The organism is Pacificitalea manganoxidans (assembly GCF_002504165.1).
Taxonomy (GTDB): Bacteria; Pseudomonadota; Alphaproteobacteria; order Rhodobacterales; family Rhodobacteraceae; genus Pacificitalea; species Pacificitalea manganoxidans.
The window spans coordinates 2,268,279-2,289,357 of record NZ_CP021404.1 but is presented as its reverse complement, the minus strand read 5'-3'; the positions used below and the strand labels follow the sequence as shown (position 1 = coordinate 2,289,357).

The 21,079-nt window shown below is 64.7% G+C and carries 21 protein-coding genes and 2 tRNA genes; 9 read left to right on the top strand and 14 right to left on the bottom strand.

What is annotated here, in order from left to right; genetic code table 11:
- Positions 1–97: 97 nt before the first annotated feature.
- Positions 98–889, bottom strand: coding sequence for a 30S ribosomal protein S2 (rpsB, locus tag CBW24_RS10390; RefSeq protein WP_088661697.1), 792 nt, complete (start codon positions 887–889; stop codon positions 98–100).
- A 354-nt stretch (positions 890–1,243) separates the two neighbouring features.
- Between rpsB and CBW24_RS10385 the strand changes: the two genes are divergently transcribed.
- Positions 1,244–1,546, top strand: coding sequence for an FtsB family cell division protein (locus CBW24_RS10385; protein ID WP_088661905.1), 303 nt, complete (start codon positions 1,244–1,246; stop codon positions 1,544–1,546).
- A 3-nt stretch (positions 1,547–1,549) separates the two neighbouring features.
- On the opposite strand, the gene CBW24_RS18650 is transcribed toward CBW24_RS10385, so the two are convergent.
- A complete protein-coding gene (locus CBW24_RS18650) occupies positions 1,550–2,281 on the bottom strand; it encodes a ZIP family metal transporter (RefSeq protein ID WP_097373536.1) in 732 nt (243 codons plus the stop codon).
- Positions 2,282–2,512: 231 nt separating this feature from the next.
- On the opposite strand from CBW24_RS18650, the gene pdhA reads away from it, so the two are divergent.
- From pdhA to CBW24_RS10365, 3 genes are read left to right on the top strand one after another with little or no spacing between them, the layout of a single operon-like run.
- Complete coding sequence (pdhA, locus tag CBW24_RS10375; RefSeq protein ID WP_088661699.1) at positions 2,513–3,526, top strand: pyruvate dehydrogenase (acetyl-transferring) E1 component subunit alpha; 1,014 nt, start codon at positions 2,513–2,515, stop codon at positions 3,524–3,526.
- A gap of 16 nt (positions 3,527–3,542) precedes the next feature.
- On the top strand, positions 3,543–4,943 hold the full coding sequence (locus CBW24_RS10370) for a pyruvate dehydrogenase complex E1 component subunit beta (RefSeq protein ID WP_088661700.1): 1,401 nt from the start codon (positions 3,543–3,545) through the stop codon (positions 4,941–4,943).
- A 12-nt stretch (positions 4,944–4,955) separates the two neighbouring features.
- Entirely contained in the window at positions 4,956–6,353 is a 1,398-nt protein-coding gene (locus tag CBW24_RS10365) for a pyruvate dehydrogenase complex dihydrolipoamide acetyltransferase (protein ID WP_097373535.1), read from the top strand.
- Positions 6,354–6,483: 130 nt separating this feature from the next.
- On the opposite strand, the gene msrB is transcribed toward CBW24_RS10365, so the two are convergent.
- A complete protein-coding gene (gene msrB, locus CBW24_RS10360; RefSeq protein ID WP_088661702.1) occupies positions 6,484–6,888 on the bottom strand; it encodes a peptide-methionine (R)-S-oxide reductase MsrB in 405 nt (134 codons plus the stop codon).
- A gap of 149 nt (positions 6,889–7,037) precedes the next feature.
- Here msrB and CBW24_RS10355 point away from each other — a divergent pair, with 149 nt between their 5' ends.
- Positions 7,038–7,847 carry a GNAT family N-acetyltransferase gene (locus tag CBW24_RS10355; RefSeq protein ID WP_097373534.1) on the top strand — a complete coding sequence of 270 codons (810 nt, stop codon included), beginning with the start codon at positions 7,038–7,040 and terminating at the stop codon, positions 7,845–7,847.
- Between the two features lie 109 nt (positions 7,848–7,956).
- Positions 7,957–9,324, top strand: coding sequence for a class II 3-deoxy-7-phosphoheptulonate synthase (locus CBW24_RS10350; protein WP_088661704.1), 1,368 nt, complete (start codon positions 7,957–7,959; stop codon positions 9,322–9,324).
- 192 nt (positions 9,325–9,516) lie between these two features.
- Here CBW24_RS10350 and CBW24_RS10345 read toward each other — a convergent pair whose 3' ends face one another.
- From CBW24_RS10345 to CBW24_RS10315, 7 genes are all read right to left on the bottom strand, one after another.
- Positions 9,517–10,476, bottom strand: a complete 960-nt coding sequence (locus CBW24_RS10345) for an alpha/beta fold hydrolase (protein ID WP_097373533.1) — start codon at positions 10,474–10,476, stop codon at positions 9,517–9,519.
- Positions 10,460–11,383, bottom strand: coding sequence for a homoserine O-succinyltransferase (locus tag CBW24_RS10340; protein ID WP_088661706.1), 924 nt, complete (start codon positions 11,381–11,383; stop codon positions 10,460–10,462). The genes CBW24_RS10345 and CBW24_RS10340 overlap by 17 nt, the downstream gene beginning before the upstream one ends.
- Positions 11,384–11,620: 237 nt before the next feature.
- Positions 11,621–12,484 (bottom strand): ATPase, encoded by an 864-nt coding sequence (locus CBW24_RS10335; RefSeq protein ID WP_088661707.1) that lies wholly within the window; start codon positions 12,482–12,484, stop codon positions 11,621–11,623.
- A gap of 92 nt (positions 12,485–12,576) precedes the next feature.
- Positions 12,577–12,948, bottom strand: coding sequence for a hypothetical protein (locus tag CBW24_RS10330; RefSeq protein WP_097373532.1), 372 nt, complete (start codon positions 12,946–12,948; stop codon positions 12,577–12,579).
- 21 nt (positions 12,949–12,969) lie between these two features.
- On the bottom strand, positions 12,970–13,551 hold the full coding sequence (locus tag CBW24_RS10325; RefSeq protein WP_088661709.1) for a retropepsin-like aspartic protease family protein: 582 nt from the start codon (positions 13,549–13,551) through the stop codon (positions 12,970–12,972).
- A gap of 95 nt (positions 13,552–13,646) precedes the next feature.
- Positions 13,647–14,258, bottom strand: coding sequence for a MarC family protein (locus CBW24_RS10320; RefSeq protein WP_088661710.1), 612 nt, complete (start codon positions 14,256–14,258; stop codon positions 13,647–13,649).
- A 9-nt stretch (positions 14,259–14,267) separates the two neighbouring features.
- Positions 14,268–16,142, bottom strand: a complete 1,875-nt coding sequence (locus CBW24_RS10315) for an ABC-F family ATP-binding cassette domain-containing protein (protein WP_088661711.1) — start codon at positions 16,140–16,142, stop codon at positions 14,268–14,270.
- A gap of 130 nt (positions 16,143–16,272) precedes the next feature.
- On the opposite strand from CBW24_RS10315, the gene ndk reads away from it, so the two are divergent.
- Positions 16,273–16,695 (top strand): nucleoside-diphosphate kinase, encoded by a 423-nt coding sequence (ndk, locus tag CBW24_RS10310; RefSeq protein WP_088661712.1) that lies wholly within the window; start codon positions 16,273–16,275, stop codon positions 16,693–16,695.
- A gap of 105 nt (positions 16,696–16,800) precedes the next feature.
- Here the strand turns inward: ndk and CBW24_RS10305 are convergent, their stop codons facing one another.
- The 3 genes from CBW24_RS10305 to CBW24_RS10295 all read right to left on the bottom strand — a co-directional run bounded on the left by CBW24_RS10305 (position 16,801) and on the right by CBW24_RS10295 (position 18,916).
- Positions 16,801–16,992 (bottom strand): hypothetical protein, encoded by a 192-nt coding sequence (locus tag CBW24_RS10305; protein ID WP_088661713.1) that lies wholly within the window; start codon positions 16,990–16,992, stop codon positions 16,801–16,803.
- A 122-nt stretch (positions 16,993–17,114) separates the two neighbouring features.
- Positions 17,115–17,999, bottom strand: a complete 885-nt coding sequence (locus CBW24_RS10300) for a metallophosphoesterase family protein (RefSeq protein ID WP_088661714.1) — start codon at positions 17,997–17,999, stop codon at positions 17,115–17,117.
- 2 nt (positions 18,000–18,001) lie between these two features.
- Positions 18,002–18,916, bottom strand: a complete 915-nt coding sequence (locus tag CBW24_RS10295; protein WP_088661715.1) for a diacylglycerol/lipid kinase family protein — start codon at positions 18,914–18,916, stop codon at positions 18,002–18,004.
- 294 nt (positions 18,917–19,210) lie between these two features.
- Between CBW24_RS10295 and CBW24_RS10290 the strand changes: the two genes are divergently transcribed.
- Positions 19,211–19,287: transfer RNA gene (locus CBW24_RS10290), tRNA-Asp, on the top strand.
- Positions 19,288–19,325: 38 nt separating this feature from the next.
- Positions 19,326–19,402: transfer RNA gene (locus CBW24_RS10285), tRNA-Asp, on the top strand.
- Positions 19,403–19,554: 152 nt separating this feature from the next.
- Here CBW24_RS10285 and CBW24_RS10280 read toward each other — a convergent pair.
- On the bottom strand, positions 19,555–20,967 hold the full coding sequence (locus CBW24_RS10280) for a M20/M25/M40 family metallo-hydrolase (RefSeq protein ID WP_097373531.1): 1,413 nt from the start codon (positions 20,965–20,967) through the stop codon (positions 19,555–19,557).
- Positions 20,968–21,079 lie beyond the last annotated feature (112 nt).

The window sequence follows — 21,079 nt, the reverse complement described above, 5'->3', positions numbered from 1 at the left end:
CCGGTATCAATTGGATGACGGCAGGAGCGTCGTGACGCTCCCGCCCGTGGGGCGCCGCCGAGCCAGTGGCCCGAAGCGCGGCGCCCGAATGCGGGGCTCAGGCCTCCGCGGGGGTCTCGGCAGCGGCAGCGGCCTCTTCGGCGGCGGCTTCTTCCTGCAGGGCTTCTTCCATCTCGCCCAGGTCGATGCCGGCAGCGCCCATCTGAGCGGTCATGCCGTCAAGCGCAGCGCGGGAGACGAGATCGCAGTAAAGAGCGATTGCGCGGGCCGCGTCGTCGTTGCCGGGGATGACGTAGTCGACGCCAGCGGGGGAGCAGTTGGTATCGACAACGGCGACAACCGGAATGCCCAGCTTGCGCGCTTCGGCAATGGCCAGGTCTTCTTTGTTGACGTCGATGACGAACAGCAGGTCGGGAACGCCGCCCATTTCGCGGATACCGCCGAGGGAGGCCTGCAGTTTGGCCTGCTCGCGCTCCATGCCCAGACGCTCTTTCTTGGTCAGGCCTTCGTAGCCCATCGCGGCCTGCTCATCGATCGCCTTGAGGCGGCCGATGGACTGAGACACGGTTTTCCAGTTGGTCAGCGTGCCGCCGAGCCAGCGGTGGTTCATGTAATACTGTGCGCAACGCTCTGCGGCATCGGCGATCGGCTGCTGGGCCTGACGCTTGGTGCCGACGAAGAGAACGCGGCCGCCTTTGGCGACGGTGTCACGAACGACCTGCAGAGCCTGGTCGAGCATCGGGACCGTCTGGGTGAGGTCCATGATGTGGATGCCGTTGCGGTCACCGTAGATATACGGTGCCATGCGCGGGTTCCAGCGCTGGGTCTGGTGGCCGAAGTGAACGCCAGCTTCGAGCAGCTGACGGAGGGAGAAGTCAGGGAGAGCCATGTCTCGTATCCTTTCCGGTTTGATCCTCGGCGGAGCGCTCAGACTGTTGTCCAACCGGCGGACCTTTCGGGGATGTCTCCCCCGTAAGGCCCAAGCCCCGCCTGTGAAGTGTTCGCGCGTATAAAGCGGAAAATCAGAAGGCGCAAGGGGCAGGGGGCCTGACGGGGTGCGACGGCGCCCCGGCGGACGGTCGGGCAGCGACCGGGCAGGGCCGCCATATACAGAAGTGTCACGGGTCGAAAAAGTGATCGCCCAAGGCTCGTCGAGGGATTCACAAACCGAATCAACTGTGCGACGGTCCTCTGCACCGCCCGTCAGAGGCGGATGATCGAGGCAGTGAAACAGGTCCGGGCGATGAGCAGATCCCAGAAAAGACCCGCATTCGGCGTGGTTTTGTATTTCGCGGCGAGTTTCTCGCTCGCGACCTATTTCACGTTTGCTGCCGTGCAGGGCGATTACGGCCTGTTCCGGCGGGTGGAGATTCGCGCCGAGGCGACGGCGCTGGAGCAGCAGAAAACGCTGCTGAGTGCGGAACTGGCGGCGCTGGAAAACAAAACCCGCCGCATGTCCGACGAATATCTGGATCTCGACCTGCTCGATCAGCAGGCGCGCGATGTGCTGGGTTTGTTGCGGTCCGATGAGATCGTCATTCGCTGACCACTAGAGGATCAGCACCAGCAACGTGCCATAGCCCGCGACGCCCAAGGCAAAGGGCAGGAAACTGCTGTCGCGGTCTTCGGGCAATTCTTCCTTCAGCACGTTCAGGACGATCCCGCCCGCAAGGAACGATGACAGGGCGATAATCATCGTCTCGGGCAGTTCAACCAGCCAGCCCAGAGCAGCCCCCAGCAACACCGCGCCAGATAGCAGCCACCGCCCGCGCCGGTCATATAGACCTTCGTGGTCTTCGCGCAGGCCGAAATCGTTGGTCACGAAATGCAGGCCCATCGCGACCGCGTATAGGATGAGCGAGCGTGTGGTGTCTTCTTCCCGATGTAGCAGCAGGTAGCCGATAAGCAGGTTGTAGGCGGCGAAACTGCCCAGATGCAGCCAGAAGCTGCCGCCCTCGGCCTCGGGCCGCTCCCCCCGGGCGCGGGCGCGGCGGATCACACGTTCCAGACCATAGAATGTGGCGAGCCCGGCAAGCGCGAGGATATAGACAAGCTCGCCGCGGCTGTCGGCCTCGTTCAGCGTTTCCTCATGCACGGCAAGGTCGGGCAGCAGGTGCAGAAAGACATAAGCCACCGCCACACCCCCGGCGAGCGACAGCCAGCGGGACCGTGGCACGCGGTCCAGAACGGCCAGTTGCGGTGCGGTGATGTGGATGATCGCGAACACGGCGACAGAGAGCAGCGTCAGGATGGTCGGAAGCAGGGGCGCGGTGTCGGACATGACCGGCCAACGCGGGGCAGGGCGCGCGGTTCCGTGGCGGTCTAGGGGCCGGGGCGCAGGGGGCAATCGGCGCCCCTTATTTTTATGCCGCACTGCGGCGTAGCGGGCGGCGCCAGATCAACGCTTGCATCCGCGGAATACCAGCTTACCCTCTTTTCAGGATGCATCGCCATTCGAGCTTTGCTATGAATGGTTCAACGTTAAACTATTCCTATCGGAGGAGGGCCGGCTATGGCGGCGCGCAAGGCTGCACCCAAGAAGCCGAATGTTTCCAAGGACGAGCTTCTGCACTATTACCGCGAAATGCTGCTGATCCGGCGCTTCGAGGAAAAGGCTGGCCAGCTTTACGGCATGGGCCTGATCGGTGGCTTCTGTCACCTGTATATCGGGCAGGAAGCGGTCGTCGTCGGGCTCGAGGCCGCGGCGGAAGAGGGCGACAAGCGCGTCACCTCCTATCGCGATCACGGCCACATGTTGGCCTGCGGTATGGACCCCAAAGGCGTGATGGCCGAACTGACCGGTCGCGAGGGAGGGTATTCCCGCGGCAAGGGCGGCTCGATGCACATGTTCTCCAAGGAGAAGCATTTCTACGGCGGCCACGGGATCGTCGGCGCGCAGGTGCCGATCGGTGCCGGTCTGGCCTTCTCGGACAAATACAAGGGCAATGATCGCGTGACATTTGCCTATTTCGGCGATGGCGCGGCCAACCAGGGCCAGGTCTACGAGACCTACAACATGGCCGAGCTGTGGGATCTGCCCGTGATCTTCGTGATCGAAAACAACCAATATGCGATGGGCACCTCCGTGGCCCGCTCGACCAAATCGAACAGCCTTTGGGAACGCGGTGCGGCCTACGGGATCGAAGGCGAGGCCGTCGATGGCATGGATGTGCTGGCGGTGAAGGAAGCAGGCGAGAAGGCGGTCGCGCACTGCCGCGCTGGCAACGGCCCCTACATCCTCGAGATCAAGACCTACCGCTATCGCGGCCATTCCATGTCGGACCCGGCGAAATACCGGACCCGCGAGGAAGTGCAGAAGATGCGCGAAGAGCGTGATCCGATCGAGAACGTCCGTGAATTGCTGGTCTCCGGCAACCATGCCTCCGAAGCCGATCTGAAAGCGATCGACAAGGAGATCAAGGATATCGTGAACGAGTCCGCCGAATTCGCGAAGGAAAGCCCCGAGCCCGCGCTCGAAGAGCTTTACACCGACATTTACGCGGCCGAAGTGCCGCAGGACGCGTAAGGGGGAGATCACACCAATGGCAACCGAGATCCTGATGCCCGCGCTTTCCCCCACCATGGAGGAAGGCACGCTGGCGAAATGGCTGGTCAAAGAGGGCGACACCGTCGCCTCCGGTGACATTCTGGCCGAGATCGAGACCGACAAGGCGACGATGGAATTCGAGGCCGTCGACGAAGGTATCGTCGGCAAGATCCTCATCGCCGAGGGCACCGAAGGCGTGAAGGTCAACACCCCCATCGCCATCATGGTCGAAGAGGGCGAAAGCGCCGATGACATCGACACGTCCGCAGCATCTGCGGATGCAGGCGATGCCGATGACGCGAAAGCCGACGCCGATGTGGCCGCTGACGCGCAGAAGGCCGCCAAGGCCCCGGCCCAGCCGATTGTCCCCGACGTTCCCGGCGTGACCGAGCCTGAATATCCCGAAGGCACGGAATTCAAGTCCACGACCGTCCGCGAAGCGCTGCGCGACGCGATGGCCGAAGAGATGCGCCGCGATGACAGTGTCTACCTGATGGGCGAAGAAGTCGCCGAATATCAGGGGGCCTATAAGGTCAGCCAAGGTCTGCTGGACGAATTCGGCGCCAAGCGGATTATCGACACGCCGATCACCGAGCATGGCTTTGCCGGGATCGCTGTTGGCGCGGCCTTTGGCGGGCTGAAGCCGATTGTCGAGTTCATGACCTTCAACTTCGCCATGCAGGCGATTGACCAGATCATCAACTCCGCTGCCAAGACACTTTATATGTCCGGCGGGCAGATGGGCGCACCTATGGTGTTCCGTGGTCCGAACGGCGCTGCCGCCCGCGTGGGCGCCCAGCACAGTCAGGATTACGCGGCATGGTATGCCTCGATCCCCGGTCTGAAAGTCGCGATGCCCTATTCGGCAGCCGATGCGAAGGGCCTGATGAAATCCGCGATCCGTGATCCCAACCCGGTGATTTTCCTCGAAAACGAGATCCTCTACGGGCGCTCCTTCGATGTGCCGGTGATGGATGACTTCACCGTTCCGTTCGGTAAGGCCCGGATCTGGCGCGAAGGCGACGACGTTACCATCGTCAGCTGGGGCATCGGGATGCAATACGCGCTCGAAGCCGCCGACAAGCTGGCCGAGGAGGGCATCAGCGCCGAGGTCATTGACCTGCGCACCCTGCGTCCCGTCGATTATGACACGGTGATCCGTTCGGTGATGAAAACCAACCGCTGTGTCACCGTCGAGGAAGGCTTCCCGGTCGCGTCCTTCAGCAATCACTTGTCGTCGGTGATCATGCAGCGCGCATTCGACTATCTGGACGCGCCGGTGATCAACTGCACCGGCAAGGACGTGCCGATGCCCTACGCCGCCAATCTCGAAAAGCTCGCGCTCGTCACCACCGCCGAGGTGATCGACGCCGTGAAGCAAGTCACCTACCGCTGAGGAGGACACGCGATGCCGACAGAAATCCTGATGCCCGCGCTGTCTCCGACGATGGAGGAAGGCACGCTGGCGAAATGGCTGGTCAAGGAGGGCGACACCGTCGCCTCCGGCGATCTGCTGGCCGAGATCGAGACCGATAAGGCCACGATGGAATTCGAAGCCGTGGACGAAGGCGTCATCGGCAAGATCCTCGTGCCCGAGGGCAGCGAAGGCGTGAAGGTCAACGCCCCCATCGCTGTGCTGCTGGCCGAGGGCGAAAGCGCCGATGACATCGGTGACACCTCCGGCGCCGCCAGTGCGCCGGGCGAGGCCGAGAAAAGCGCCGCCAAGGAGCAAAGCTCCGACGCCGCGCCCGCCCCGCGCGAAGCGCAGGGCGCCGGTGCCGACGGAGGCGAAGCCACCCGCAAGCCGGTCGAGAAAAGCGATACCAAAGCCCCCGCCGCCCCGCGTGACGCGTCCGGCGAACGGGTTTTCGCCTCGCCGCTGGCCCGCCGGATCGCCGCTGACAAAGGCATCGATCTGACCGGGATCAAGGGCTCCGGCCCCAAAGGACGCATTGTGCGTGCCGATGTCGAAGGCGCGAAGGCTGGCTCTGCGGCGGCACCCGCTGCGAATGCGGCCAAAGCCGCGCCGGCCCAGACCGGCGACACCGGCGGTCAGAAACCCGCGATGCCCGCCAGCCCCTCTGCCGAGACCGTCAAGAAGATGTATGACGGGCGCGAGTTCGAGGAGGTCAAGCTCGACGGGATGCGCCGCACGGTGGCCAGCCGCCTGACCGAGGCCAAGCAGACGATCCCGCATTTCTACCTGCGCCGCGAGATCAAGATCGACGCGCTGCTAAAATTCCGCAGCCAGCTCAACAAGCAGCTGGAAGGGCGCGGTGTGAAGCTGTCGGTCAACGACTTCATCATCAAGGCCTCCGCGCTGGCGCTTCAGTCCGTGCCGGATGCGAATGCCGTCTGGGCCGGGGATCGCATCCTGAAGCTGAAGCCTTCGGATGTGGCTGTGGCTGTCGCGATCGAAGGCGGGCTGTTCACGCCCGTGCTGAAAGACGCCGAGATGAAAAGCCTGTCGGCGCTGTCCGCCGAGATGAAAGACCTTGCCGGACGCGCCCGCAATAAGAAGCTCGCCCCGCACGAATATACCGGCGGCAGCTTTGCGATCTCTAACCTCGGCATGTTCGGCATCGACAATTTCGACGCGGTCATCAACCCGCCCCATGGTGCGATCCTTGCAGTCGGCTCTGGGGTGAAGAAGCCGGTCGTGGGCGAGGATGGCGAACTGGCTGTGGCCACGGTGATGAGCGTCACGCTGTCGGTCGATCACCGTGTCATCGACGGCGCGCTGGGGGCTGAACTGCTCAAGGCAATCGTCGAGAACCTCGAAAACCCGATGGTGATGCTGGCCTGAGCCGCAGCCATCTGGCGCTAAAATGAAAGGGCACCGCAGCGCGCGGTGCCCTTTTTCATGTGCAGGCGAAATGACAGGGCGGGCCGCTTCTAAGCGTGAGCCTTGAGAAGCCCGCCCGCCCGGCGCGACATCAGCCTTCGTCTTCGGCGTGAAATTCCATCGCCACACCGTTCATGCAGTAGCGCAGGCCCGTCGGTTGCGGCCCGTCGGGAAAGACATGGCCCAGATGCGCATCGCAGCGCGCGCAATGCACCTCGGTGCGGGACATGAACCAGCTTCGGTCGGTCTGCGTTTCCACCGCCGTCTCATCGATGGGCGCGTAAAAGCTGGGCCAGCCAGTGCCGCTGTCGAACTTCGTCGCCTGCTCGAACAAGGGCGCGCCGCAGCACACGCAGGTGAACACGCCCGGCTCCTTGGGAAAATCGTCGTGGGTAAAGGCCCGCTCGGTGCCATGCTTGCGCGTCACCTTATAGGCCAGATCGCTCAGTTGTTCCTGCCATTCGGCATCGGATTTGATCAGCTTTTCGGTGCTCATGGAGGCTCCTTGTTCCGGCCCTCTGAGGGCCTGCTGTTTTCCCGGCGGCACACGCATCTGCTGTTGCACGCGGGGGGCTAGGACGTAACTTAGGGTCGGCGGCGACAGGTTCCAAGCGGGCCGCGCCGCCGCGGTCAGGAGAGACGCCCATGTTGACGCTGCGACGCGGCCGCTACCACGCGCGACTGGCCTGCGGGTCCGCGGATCTGGATCGCGCGTTGGCACTGCGTGCGCGCGGCTTTGGGCGGGCAGCGGGCGTCAGCGACCGCGACCGCTTCGACGCGATCTGCCATCATATCCTGATCGAACAGGTCGCCACCGGCGATCTTGTGGGGTGCTTTCGGCTGCTGCCGATCCCGTCGGGCGCGGCGGTGGGCGACAGCTACGCGGCCCAGCACTACGATCTGCGGGCGCTTGGCCTGCGGTCGGGTCCGATGCTGGAACTGGGGCGCTTCTGCATCGCGCCGGGGCACCGTGACCCTGACATCCTGCGGCTGGCATGGGGCGCCATTACGGCGCTGGTGGATGCGGACGGGGTCGAATTTCTGTTCGGCTGCTCGTCCTTCGCCGGGCAAGAGCCTTCACGCTACGCTGATGCGCTGGGGCTGCTGCATGGTCGCCACCTTGCGCCGGCGCGCCTGGCCCCACGGGTGCGGGCGCCCGATGTGGTGACGCTCAGGCCGCGACCCGGCGCGCCACCGCCCGATCCCCGCCGGGCGCTACAACAGATGCCACCGCTGCTGCGCACCTATCTCGCGATGGGGGGCTGGGTGTCGGATCACGCCGTCATCGACCGGGATCTGGGCACGTTGCATGTCTTTACCGGGCTGGAGATCAGCGCCATTCCCGCAGCCCGCGCCCGCGCTCTGCGCAATGTCGTGACAGGCCGACAGCCCGCCCGCGATGGGTCCGCACCCGCGTCCGCGCGTTCCGCGCCTGCGGATGCTGCGCCACGCTGAGGCGGTCTGCGGCCTTTTGACATTGGAACCCGGCCTTCGCGGCGCTATACACGGCCCTGCTAACGCTAACCGGCGGATCCCGGCGGTGGCAGTGAGAGGAGCACGAGACATGACGAACAGCTGGACCAAGTCCGATTGGCGCCGCAAACCTCGGGTGCAGATGCCCGACTATACCGACGCTGCCGCTCTTGAGGCGGTGGAGGCCCGGCTTCGTCGATATCCGCCCTTGGTCTTTGCCGGTGAGGCCCGGCGGCTGAAAGCGGAGCTTGCCAAGGCGTCGCGCGGCGAGGCGTTTCTGCTGCAAGGCGGCGACTGCGCCGAGAGCTTCGAGCAATTCGGTGCCGACACCATCCGCGACACCTTCAAGGTGATGTTGCAGATGGCCGTTGTGCTGACCTATGGCGCCAAGGTGCCGGTGGTGAAAGTGGGCCGGATGGCCGGTCAATTCGCCAAGCCGCGCTCCGCCCCGACCGAGGTGAAGGACGGCGTTGAACTGCCCAGCTACCGGGGCGACATCATCAACGAACTCGACTTCACCCCCGAAGCGCGCATCCCGAACCCCGACAAGATGTTGCAGGGCTACATGCAGGCAGCGGCCTCGCTCAACCTGCTGCGCGCCTTCTCGACGGGTGGTTTCGCCGATATCCACCGGGTGCACAGCTGGACCACCGGTTTCGCCGATGAGGATAAGGCCGCGCGCTACCGCGACCTGTCGAACCGCATCGCCGACGCGCTGGACTTCATGACCGCGACGGGCATGGAGGCCGAGAAGATCGACGCCCTTGGCTCCGTGGATTTCTATGTCAGCCACGAAGCGCTGCTGCTGGAATACGAAGAGGCGCTGACCCGCGTGGACAGCACCACGGGCGCAACCATCGCAGGTTCCGGCCACATGGTCTGGATCGGCGACCGCACCCGCCAGCCCGATGGCGCACATGTGGAATTCTGCCGGGGCATCGAAAACCCGATTGGTCTGAAATGCGGCCCCTCGATGGAAAGCGACGATCTGAAGCGTCTGCTGGCCACGCTGAACCCCCGCAACGAGGCCGGTCGCCTGACGCTGATCGCGCGCTTTGGCGCGGGCAACGTCGAAGACCACCTGCCGCGCCTGATCGAAACCGTCCGCAGCGAAGGCGCGAATGTCGTCTGGGTCTGCGATCCCATGCACGGCAACACGATCAAGTCGGCCTCGGGCTACAAAACCCGTCCGTTTGATCGGGTGCTGGGCGAGGTGCGCGAATTCTTCGCCGTCCATCGCGCGCAGAACACCATCCCCGGCGGTGTGCATTTCGAGATGACCGGCGCGGATGTGACCGAATGCACCGGCGGCGTGCGCGCCGTCACGGACGAAGATCTAAGCGACCGGTATCACACGGCCTGCGATCCCCGGCTGAACGCAAGCCAGTCGCTGGAACTGGCCTTCCTCGTCGCCGAGGAACTGTCCCAGCAGCGCCAAGATCAGCGCGCCGCCATCTAAGGCCCGCCAGACTGACGAATTAGAAACGCGCGTCCCGGTTGGGGCGCGCGTTTTTCTTTGGGGAGGGCAGGGGGCGTTGCAGCGCAGGCGTGGTGGCCAAGTGCGACGCGGGTGCAATGCCACCCTAACCACGCAGGCAGCGGATCATATGGCGCGTCCGACCCCGCTGCCGGGGCGGCAGATCGCGCTTTGCTAAAATCCGGCGCGGGCCGCGGCGCGATCAATCGCGGCGGTGACGGCGGGCACGGAGACATGTTGCGTCATATGGCCGATACCGGGCAGTTCCGTCAGCGTTGCACCGGGGATGGCGCGGGCCGTGGGGCGGGCGTGGATTTCCAGCCCGACGGTCGTATCGGCGGTGCCGTGGACAATCTCCACCGGGATGCCGATCTGCGGATATAGCGGCACCATCGCAGCGATCTCGGCCTTGAGCGTCACGCGCTGTTCGCCATTGGCCCGCAGACTGACACGGCGCAGGGTCAGGCCGGGGCCGAACGCATCGCTGTAGCCTTCGGGCACGGGCTGGGGCGCGAACACACCGACAAGCGCATCCTCCACCTGTTGCTCGCTGGCAAAGGCGGTGATGAGCGGCACCACAGTGGCCCCGCCCAAGGCCGATCCGGTGATCTTGTAGAAGGGGCCGATGCCACCGTCCCAGACCTGACTTGCGGCGGAGACGGGCACCAGCGCCGACAGCGTTCCGGGGCGGCTCACGGCCCACGCAAGCGCCACCGCGCCGCCATAGCTGTGCCCCATGACAATCGGGCGGTCCGCGCCAAGCTGCGCGGCAGCTTTCTGAAGTAGGGCAGCCTGTTCGAAAATCGTGCCCCCGTCAGGCAACGGATCGGTATAGCCAAAGCCGGGCCGGTCGATTGCGATGACGCGGTAACGGTCGGTCAGCGCAGGCGCGAGAGAAAAGGTCATATCGCGGGTATTGCCACCCGCGCCGTGGATCAGCACCAGATCCGGCCCGCGCCCGGCGACCACGGCATGCACACGGGTGCCGTCGATGCTCAGGATCTGACCCTCGGGCGGGAATTCCGCCATGGCAGACGCTTCGCGCCGGTCGGCCCGGCGGTCGACGATCAGCCCGCAACCGCCGAGCAGGGCCGCCAGTGACAGAAGCCCGAGAAGTTTAACTGCCAATCTCATTCAGGTCGAAATGGGTGCTCTGATAGATTTCGTTTATCCAGTTGCCATATAGAAGGTGCGCGTGGGATCTCCAGCGATTGAGCGGCATCTTCGCGGGATCGTCATCAGGATAGTAGTTGATCGGCACGTTGATATCCCGCCCGGAGGCGACGTCGCGATCGTATTCTTCCTTCAGCGTCCAGCTGTCATATTCGAAATGGTTAAAGATATAGAGCGCACGATTGCCCGGATCTTCGACCAATGCGGGCCCGACCTGATCGGACCCCAGCAGGGTGATAAGCCCCGGCACCGCGTCGATCTCGGACTGGCGCATTTCGGTCCAGCGCGACACGGGGATCACGCAATCGTCCGAAAACCCGCGCAGATAGGGGGAGGCAGGCAGCAGATTGCGATGCCGGAAACAGCCAAACGCCTTGGCGTCCAGCAGGTGTTTGTTCACCCCGTGCAGGTAGTGGATCATCGCCATGCCGCCCCAGCACACGCCGAAGGTCGAATGCACATGGGTTTTCGCCCAGTCAAAGACCTGCCGCAATTCGTCCCAATAGGTCACCTCCTCAAAGGGCAGGTGCTCGATCGGGGCGCCGGTGATGACCAGCCCGTCAAATTTCTCGCCCGTCGCGGCGACCTCGGCAAAGGGGCGGTAGAACGCCTCCATATGTTCAGGCGCCGTGTTGCGGGTCTCATGCTCCGTCATGCGGATGAGCGACAGATCGATCTGTAGCGGCGTGGCCCCGATGAGCCGGGCGAACTGCGTTTCGGTCTGGATCTTCTTGGGCATCAGGTTAAGAAGCCCGATCCGCAGCGGGCGGATATCCTGACGCGCCGCACGCCCCGCGCCCATGACCATGACGCCTTCGTTCGACAGGATGTCGTGGGCGGGCAGGTCTTCGGGCAGGGTGATGGGCATGGGTCAGCTCCGTATTGGCCACGCGGGCCGGGTCAGGCCGCTGAGATAGGCTGAATGCTGCGCAGGCTCAAGGGCAGGAGGCGTCGCAGGGGGGGAGGTGCCCCGCGCGCCGCCATCGGGCCCTCTGAAACGCGCGCATCGGACCGCGTGTGGTAAACGGTGGAGGTGGACGCCTCACGCACGGGAGGTAAAGCGCACCCTATGCGCCGCGTCCAGCCTCGATCCGGGCCGCGCCGCTCACCCTTTGCGGGCGATGGCCTCCCCGATCAGGGTTTCGAAATCCTGCGCGTGGCGGACATTGCCCACCTCCTCGGCAGTGACAGAAACACCCCAGTTGCGCGCCATCGCGGCATAGCGGGGCTGCCGATGGTCCAGCGCGCGGGCATAGGCCCAGCGGATGAAGGCATCGGGGTTTACGCCTTCGGGCGGCAGCCCGGTTTCGGTCAGATATTCCTCCCAGCAACGGCTGAGGAACTCGGGCTGGTAGCACATCGGCTTAGGCGCGCGGTCGAACCGGCGGATCAGCTCGGCACGATGCGCCTCGGAGCCTTCGATCCAGACCAGCAGGCACGCGTCCGACAGGCCGGTCAGAACAGGGTCGGCGGGATCGTCGGGATCAACCACCTCGCAAATCGAGCCGCCGCTGTCACAGACGAAATTGTCGTAGCCATAGATATCACGCGCCCGCTCGATGAAATGGGCCGTGTCCCCCAGCGCGGCGGTTTCCGCGACCATGTGCTGCGCCTGCCGGCGGCGGTATTCGTCGATGGGCACGCCACCTTGGGCCGGATCGCCCGGCTTGCCCAAATAGGTCGACAGGGGCGCAAGATTATCGAAGGTGATGTTGGAGCCGATATAGATCGAATCCGACATCAGCAAATCGCGCAGGAACGGCACCTTCATCGCTTCGCGTTTGAAGCTGTCGGCGATGTGTTCGCCCATGTAGCGAGTGCCGATGCGGTAATCGATGGAGTAGTGAAACCAGTCGCCGGAACTGCGCAGCATCGTGGACAGATAGGTCTTGCCCAGTCCCGACATCCCGAACAGCAGCACTTTCTTACGGGGCGCGGCGCGCCAGGCTTCGGCGGTATCGTAGATCATGCGGTCGGGCGTCCTCGGGTCCGGGGGTGAACGGGATTGACGCTTGGTAGCGGCGGGACCGCGCGGGTGAAAGCCGGAATTTGCGGCGCGGGTCAGCCCGGATGAGGGCGGCAGCGCCCGCTGCTCATCCGCGTGGCGAAACCATTGCCGCGCAGACTGACCTCAGACAGGTTGGCCTGCACGGTGCCGGAGCCGGGCCGGATCACCAACTGCGCCACGGTGCCGTCGGCATGGCGCGCCTGCAACGCGACCAGCGGCGTCTGCGACAGGGCGGAGCCGGGACCGGCGGCCAGCACCTCGTCGCCCTGAAGCCAAACCAGCGCATCGCCATTTTCAGCCAGCGTGACCTGCCGCCCGTTGTCGAACTGGCACAGCAACAGCGGATCATTGCGCCCCTCTGCCTGTGCGCCCGGCGGCAGCAGGGCAGGGAGCGTTGCGATAAGGGCGAAAACCATGCGGGACATAAACGAAACTCCGGTTGCGGGTCAGCGGGTCAGGGTCATGCGCCCGTCATTGATCTCGATCCGGCCCCAGCGATCCAGATAGGCCATTCCCAGAAGCGAGCCGCGCATCTCGCCGCTATTGACCAGCGCGGGCACCTTGGTGTCGACAATGGGTCCAAGCGCCACCTCGTCCAATGCGATGCGGGCAGTCTGAACCTGTCCGTTGGCCGTGGTGGCGGAGCCAATATAGGTCAGGCTGTCGGGATCGACCCCGGCGCGGCGCGCGTCATCCTGGCTCAGCACGATCTCGGTCGCGCCGGTGTCGACGACAAACCGGATCGGCGCGCCATTGACCTGCGCGGTCAGATAGTAATGCCCGTCGGGCGCACGCGGCAACTCGATCCGGCTGTCTTCGGCAAAGACCGACTGACGCGGGGCGACCGTGCGCTGCAAATCGGACCACAGTCCGGCCCCCACCACGACGCCAAAGAAAATCAGCACCCACAGCGTGGCGTGGCGTGCCAGCCGCCCAAGGCTGCGGCGATTGGCGATCAGGAAATACCCGCCGACCACAACGCCAAGCAGCACCAGATAGGTGAGCGATCCAAGCTGATCTGTGGACATGCGGCGCGATCCTCCGTGATGCGTGTGGGCATCATGTATGATCTTCGCTCCGAAAGGGAAGCATCTGGCGCAAACGTGTGCCGCGTGGACCGGCGCTAGCCAAGGCCCAGATCGGCCAGCCCGTCGAGCACGAATTGCACCGACAGCGCCGCCAGCAGCATCCCCAGCAGCCGGGTGACAACGGTGATGCCGATCTTGCCCAAGGCGCGCTCGATGATCGGGGCTAGCATGAACATCGCCAGCACCAGCGCCACCACGGCCCCCATGACCAGATGCACGCCCAGCACCCCGGTCCAATCGCGCGCCTGACCCGTCAGCAGGATCATCGTGGCGATGGCGCCGGGCCCGGAGATCAGCGGGATCGCCAACGGAAAGACCGAAGGATCCGGCAGGTCTTCCTCGGCCTGATCCTCGCGCCGCTTGGTGCGGCGCTCGAACAGCATGTCCAGAGCGGTCAGAAACAGCAAAATGCCCCCGGCAATGCGGAATGCCGACATGGAGATCCCGACGAAGCCCAGCACCGCCTCCCCCAACAGCCCGAACAGCGTCAGGATAAAGATCGCGATCAGACAGGCACGGAACGCCACCCCCCGCCGATGCGCGGTATGGCTCCCCGAGGTCAGGGCGATAAAGATCGGCGTCATCCCGATCGGATCGATCACGACGAACAGGGTGACAAAGGCAGTGACGTAGAAACTCAGGTCCATAGGGGCACCTTAGGCGTTTGACGTTGCCTTCTCCAGCTTCTCGGCGGCGGCCATCCAGATGGCTTCGGCCCGGTCGAGCGCCTCCATCACCTCGGCGTATTTCTTCTGCCAAACCTCGGCTTCGCCCCGGCGCGTGTCTTCATACATGGCGGGGTCGGCCAGCTTCTTTGCCAGCTTCTCGCGCATGTCTTCGATCTTGGCGACGCGGGCTTCGGCCTTGCGAACTTCGCCGCGTAATTCCTGCACCGCCGCTTGCGACACGCGCTGCGGCTTGACCGTGGCGGCTTTCTCCTTCTCGCGGCGGCGCTCGGCGCGGGCCGGAGTGTCGGTGGTCAGCAACAGCTTGCGATAGGCTTCGAGGTCTTCCTCATAGGGTTTGACCGCGCCGTCCTTTACCAGCCACAGCCGGTCCGCGACCATCGACAGCAGGTGCATGTCGTGGCTGACAAGGATCACCGCACCGGAATAGGCGGTCAGCGCCTCCACCAGCGCCTCGCGGCTTTCAATGTCGAGGTGGTTGGTCGGCTCGTCGAGGATCAGCAGATGCGGCGCGTCGAGCGTGGCCAGCAACAGCGACAGCCGGGCCTTCTGCCCGCCCGACAGGCGCCCGACCTCGGTTTCGGCCTGATCGGCGCCAAGCCCGAAGCCCGCCAGCCGCGCGCGCAGCTTCGACTGGCCTTCCTCGGCGCGAACGCGGAACAGGTGTTGCAAAGGCGTCTCGTCGACATGCAACTCATCGACCTGATGCTGCGCGAAGAAGCCGATGCGCAGCTTGTTCGACCGCGCCATCGTGCCCGCCATCGGCGCCAGCCGGTCCGACAGCAGCTTGGCCAGCGTCGATTTGCCCTGACCGTTCTTGCCCAGCAGGGCGATGCGGTCATCCTGATCGATGCGCAGGTTCAGATTGTGCAGCACCGTGCGGTCGCCATAGCCCACCGCCACGCCTTCGGTCGCGATGATCGGCGGCGACAATTCTTCGGGCTCGGGGAAGGTAAAGACCGTGCGCGCGGCGTCTTCGGGCGCGCGGATCGTGTCCATCTTCTCCAGCATCTTGACCCGGCTCTGGGCCTGCTTGGCCTTGCTGGCCTTAGCTTTGAACCGGTCGACGAAGCTTTGCAAATGGGCGCGGCGGGCTTCTTGCTTTTTGGCCTGCGCGGCCTGCACCGCGCGCTGTTCGGCCCGCTGGCGCGCGAACTGGTCGTAGGGGCCCTGCCACAGCGTCAGCTTACGATTGTCGAGGTGCAGGATCGCGCCCACCGCACGGTTCAACAGCCCGCGATCGTGCGAAATGATAAGCACCGTGTGCGGATAGCGGGCAAGGTAGCTTTCCAGCCACAGCGCGCCTTCCAGATCGAGGTAGTTTGTCGGCTCGTCGAGCAGCAGCAGATCGGGTTCGGCAAACAGCACCGCCGCCAGCGCCACACGCATGCGCCAGCCGCCCGAAAAGGCGGAGCAGGGCATTTGCTGTTCCGCATCGTCAAACCCCAGACCCTTCAGGATCGACGCGGCGCGCGCCTCTGCCGACCATGCGTCGATGTCGGTCAGCCGGGTCTGAATATCGGCGATCCGCTGGGGGTCGGTGGCGGTGTCGGCCTCCGCCATCAACTCGGCGCGCTCGGTATCGGCGGCCAGCACCGTGTCGATCAGCGACACCTCGGAGCCGGGCACCTCCTGACTGACGCCGCCGATGCGGGCGCGGGACGGCAGCTCGATCCGGCCACCCTCCATCGTCAGTTCGCCACGGATCAGGCGGAACAGCGTGGTTTTGCCCGCACCGTTGCGGCCCACAAGCCCGACCTTGTGGCCGGTGGGAATAATGGCGGTGGCCTCGTCGAACAAAGGCCGCCCCTCGACGGAATAGGAAATCTCGGTGAGCTTCAGCATGCGCGGGCCATGCCCGAAAGGCGCGGCGGCGTAAAGGGGCGCTTTTCAACGGGGGCCACCCATGCTAGGGCGGCGCCGGATTTTCAGGCGGGGCACGGGGCCTCGCCCTACAGCATGAAAGAGGCACATCATGGCCACCGAACGCACCCTTTCGATCATCAAGCCCGATGCCACGAAGCGTAACCTGACCGGCAAGATCAACGCCAAGTTCGAAGATGCGGGTCTGCGCATCGTCGCGCAAAAGCGCATTCAACTGACCCCCGCTCAGGCTGGCGAGTTCTACAAAGTGCACGCCGAGCGTCCGTTCTACGGCGAACTGTGTGACTTCATGGCCTCCGGTCCGGTCGTCGTGCAGGTGCTGGAAGGCGAAGGCGCCATCGCGAAGAACCGCGAAGTCATGGGCGCCACCAACCCCGCCGATGCCGCAGCCGGCACCATCCGCGCCGAATTCGCTGAAAGCGTTGGTGAAAATTCCGTGCACGGCTCCGACGCACCGGAAACCGCTGCCGAAGAAATCGCGTATTTCTTCTCCGGTCTCGAACTGGTCGGCTAAGCGCTGAAAAAGCGGCCCCGCACGCGCGGGGGTGTCAAACGAACAAAGGCCGCTCCATTGGGGCGGCCTTTTGCATTTCGGATTTCGCGGATTGCCGCCGGGGGGTCAGATACTGGCCCAGTCGCTGATAAGCGCATTGTCGGGGGCGGCGGTTTCGTGGTCGGGCACCTGCCACAGCAACAATTGCGTCTCATCCTGCACAGGCTCAGCCGTGCTCTGTTCCGGGGCGGGGTCGTCGGCGCCGGGCTGCGCGTCAAGCGCGGCCTCACGCCGGGTGGTTGCGAAATCCTTGGGCATTTTCCTATCCTTCCTTTCGGAACCAAGAGACAGGATTGAGTGAAGTTCCATAATCGGGCGAAATTTTCGCGGACGTAGGGTCAATCTGTGACCTCTCGGTCACGATTATAGCGGTCCCGCCGTCAGGCGTCCGCCAGCGCCGCATGCGCGGCCCGCTGGTCGGATTGCTCGCGATGGGCGGCCTCCGCCTGATCTTGCGGAACCTCTTCGACCCGCGCCCAGCCCGCGCCTTTGCGCAGGTAGAACCGATCTTCACCGGGGGTGAAGTCTTCACCGCCCTCATCGGCGACGTAGCGCGTGACGCGCACGGTATGGGGCGTAATTTCCAACATATTGAAATCGTTCTGCTCGCCGCGCAGCCGGTTCGACAGGCCGGTGCCTGCGTGAAACTGCAACAGCCCGCTGCCGCGATCGCGGGACACGAACGGCTCCGCACGCCAACTGTGCAGATGGCCCGACAGCACCATATCCGCACCGCAATTGGCCAGCGTCTCGATCGCCTTCGACGCGCCGCGCATCAATTGCTTCGTGTCGGTGTCGAGATGGGTGAACGGATGATGCGCCACGAGGATCGAGGTCTTATCCGGCCCGGCATCCGCGATCCGTTCGCAGATCCGCGCCACTTCCCGCGATTTGATTCGCCCGGTCTGCCAGCGCAGGTGATTGACCGTGTTGATTCCGATGACGATGATTTCGTCGTCTTCGATGATCGGGGCCAGATCGCTGCTGATATATTCGCGATAGCCGCTATAGGGCCGCACCACCCGCTGTAGAATGTTTTCCAGCGGAATGTCGTGATTGCCCGGCACCACCAGCACCGGCGGCTCAATTCGGTCCAGAAATGCGCGGGCCTGTCGAAATTGCCAACTGCGCGCGCGCTGGGTCAGATCACCGGATAGCGCGACCAGATCAGGGGCCAGCGTGTTGATCTGCTGGAGCAGGGGATGCAGCAATTCGGGTCGGTCGCGCCCGAAATGCACGTCGGACAGATGGAGGATACGGCGCATAACTACACCTCCGGGTCGGGATTGCGGGGGCGGATCAGGTTGATGCCGCCTTCGCGGATCTCGAACCGCAGCGGCGTGCGCATCCGCTCCAACTCCCCGTCGCAGGCAACAAGCTGCCGGGGCCGCGCGGTATCAAGCTGGACATCCCGCCCGGTGATCAGCCGGAAATCGCGCGCCTCGTCGCTCAGCCTTCCGGCCAGACGCAGCGCAGCGCCCAGCATCTCACGCCGGGTGCCATCAGGCGCGACGAAGATCGCGAATTTGCCGTCGCGGATCGCATCCGCCCCCTCAAGCCCCAGCTGATCCAGTTGGTAGGGATTGAACGACACGAAGATCAAGGGCGAGCGCAGATGATGCACTTCGCCATCCACCGTGGCCCGCACCGTCAGCCGGGTGCGCAACTGAACCAGCGTGGTAAAGACCGACCAATAGGCGGCGACCCGGCTACGGCCCCAGCGCGCATAGATGCTTTCGCGCCGCTTCAGGATCGCAGGATAGGCCCCCAGACTGGCATTGTTGATGAACACGCGGTCATTGACCAATCCCAGCCGCGCGGGCGCGGCGGTGCCGTCGACCAGCGCATGGATGGCGGGCTCCAATTCCTGCGGCAGGCCAATGGACCGGGTGAAATAGTTGAAGGTGCCCAAGGGCAGCGCTCCGAACGCCACATCGGTTCCCGCGACGACCGAGGCCACGGCGGCGATAGTGCCGTCACCGCCCGCCGCGATGATGGTCTGTGCGCCGTCGGCGATTGCGCGTTGCGCTTCGCGTGTGATGTCGGAGCCGTTGCGCACCAGCCGCAGATCGAACCGGCGGCCAGCCTCGGCGAACGCGCGATTGATGCGCGGCACCATTTCGCCGGCCTTCCGTTTGCCAGAGCCGGCATTGAGAATGACACAGGTTTGGGTGTGGCGCATGGCGTTGGGCTTCCGGGTTTTGGCGCCCGGTGGACGGTACGCGCAGGTGCTGATGGCCAACGGGAGCCGCGGCGATAGGTTCCAGCACAGGCAATGTAATTTCCGCCGGTAGACATTTCTTCGCCGCCCGTGGCGCTCCGCGCGGGGGAGGGCGGCAGGGCGGAGATCCGACCTTCCCCGGGGTCGTTACGGCAAGCATCACTTTTTGCGGAATTGGCCGCTTGACGCCCTCGCTCTGGCCCCCTAGAAGGCACCTCACGCTTGGGAGGTCACCTGATCCCTAGCGGGCAGCGAGCGGTTGTAGCTCAGTTGGTTAGAGTACCGGCCTGTCACGCCGGGGGTCGCGGGTTCGAGCCCCGTCAACCGCGCCACGCTGTCCCGAGGATCAAAGCCGTCCGGCGCATATTGCGCGGTTGTAGCTCAGTTGGTTAGAGTACCGGCCTGTCACGCCGGGGGTCGCGGGTTCGAGCCCCGTCAACCGCGCCACTTCCCCCTCGGGGGCGCCCGAAACGGGCCGACGCCAAGCCGTGCAGCAATGCGCGGCTTTTGTCGTTTCCGGGGGGGATTTCCCCTGATCGTCCGGGCAAATAGAGGGGCGTGGAAGGGCAGCGCAGCCGCCGCCCCACCCACCGATCGCGTCAGGTTTTCGCGCTGAGCGCGGCAAGGATTCGCGCCCAACTGCGCATCCCTTTGTGGAAGCTCTCGACATCGTATTTCTCGTTCGGGCTGTGGATCTGATCGTCATCGCGGCCAAAGCCGATCAGCATCGCGTCCATGCCCAGATGGGTTTTGAAATATCCCGCAATCGGAATCGATCCGCCGCAGCCGACATAGGCCGCAGGCATGTTCCATTCGTCACCCAGCGCGGCGCGCGCAGGCTCGAATGCCGGGCCTGACGTATCCATCCGCCCGGCGGGGGAGGCGCCATGCGCCTTGAAGCTGACGGAACAGTCGCTGGGAATCATGCCCTCGACCATCGTGCGGAATGCCTCGCGGATGCGGTGCGGGTCTTGATCGCCGACCAGACGGAAGCTGACCTTGGCAGAGGCTTGGCTGGGCAGCACGGTCTTGAACCCGTCGCCCGTATAGCCGCCCTTGATGCCGTTGATTTCGCAGGTCGGCCGGGACCACAGCATCTCCAGCGCCATGCGGCCCTCTTCGCCCGCCAGTTCCGACAGGCCGACTTCGCCCAAGAAGCCCTTGTGATCGAAGCTCAGCCCCTCCCACGCGCCGCGCAGATCGGCGGGGATCTCCGGCACGCCATCATAGAAGCCGGGCACCGTGATGCGGCCCGTGTCGTCATGCAGGCTTGCCAGCACCTTCGACAGCACGCGGATCGGGTTCATCGCCGCGCCGCCATACATGCCGGAATGCAGATCCTTGGCCGGGCCGGTGATCGTCAGTTCCTCGCCCAGCAGGCCGCGCAACTGGGTGATGATCGCGGGCACCTTATCGGCGAAGAGCCCCGTGTCGCAGATCAGCGCGACATCGGCGGCGAGTTCGTCGGCATTGTCCTTCAGGAACGGGACCAGCGAGGGCGACCCTGATTCTTCCTCCCCCTCGAAGAAGATCGTGATGCGGCAGGGCAGGCTGCCATGTTCGGCAGTCCACGCGCGGCAGGCCTCGACGAATGTCATGAGCTGCCCCTTGTCATCCGATGCGCCACGGGCCCGGATCACGCGGCCCTTCGGCGTATCCTGAACCTGCGGATCGAACGGATCGCGGTCCCACAGGTCCAGCGGATCGACGGGCTGCACGTCATAATGGCCGTAAAACAGCAGATGCGGCACATCTGCTCCCGCGTCCGGTCCGGCATGGGCGACGACCATCGGGTGCCCGGGCGTGGGCCGCTTCGACGCGTCGAACCCCATCGCGGTCAGATCCTCCACCAGCCAATCGGCGGCCCGGGCGCAGTCTGCCTTATAGGCCGGATCGGTCGAGATGGAGGGAATGCGCAACAGCGCCAGCAGACGATCCAGCGCGCCGTCGAGATCGGCATCGATCCGGTCGAGGACGGCGGGCAGCAGCGGGTTTGGATTGGTCTGGGTCATCAGGGGTCCGTTTCAGGCAAGGGTCGGTCACGCGCGGACCGTAGCAGGGTGCGAAGGCGTGTCCAGCAACGCACCACGCAGGCGACGTCACGCAGGGCGCGGTGGGATGCCC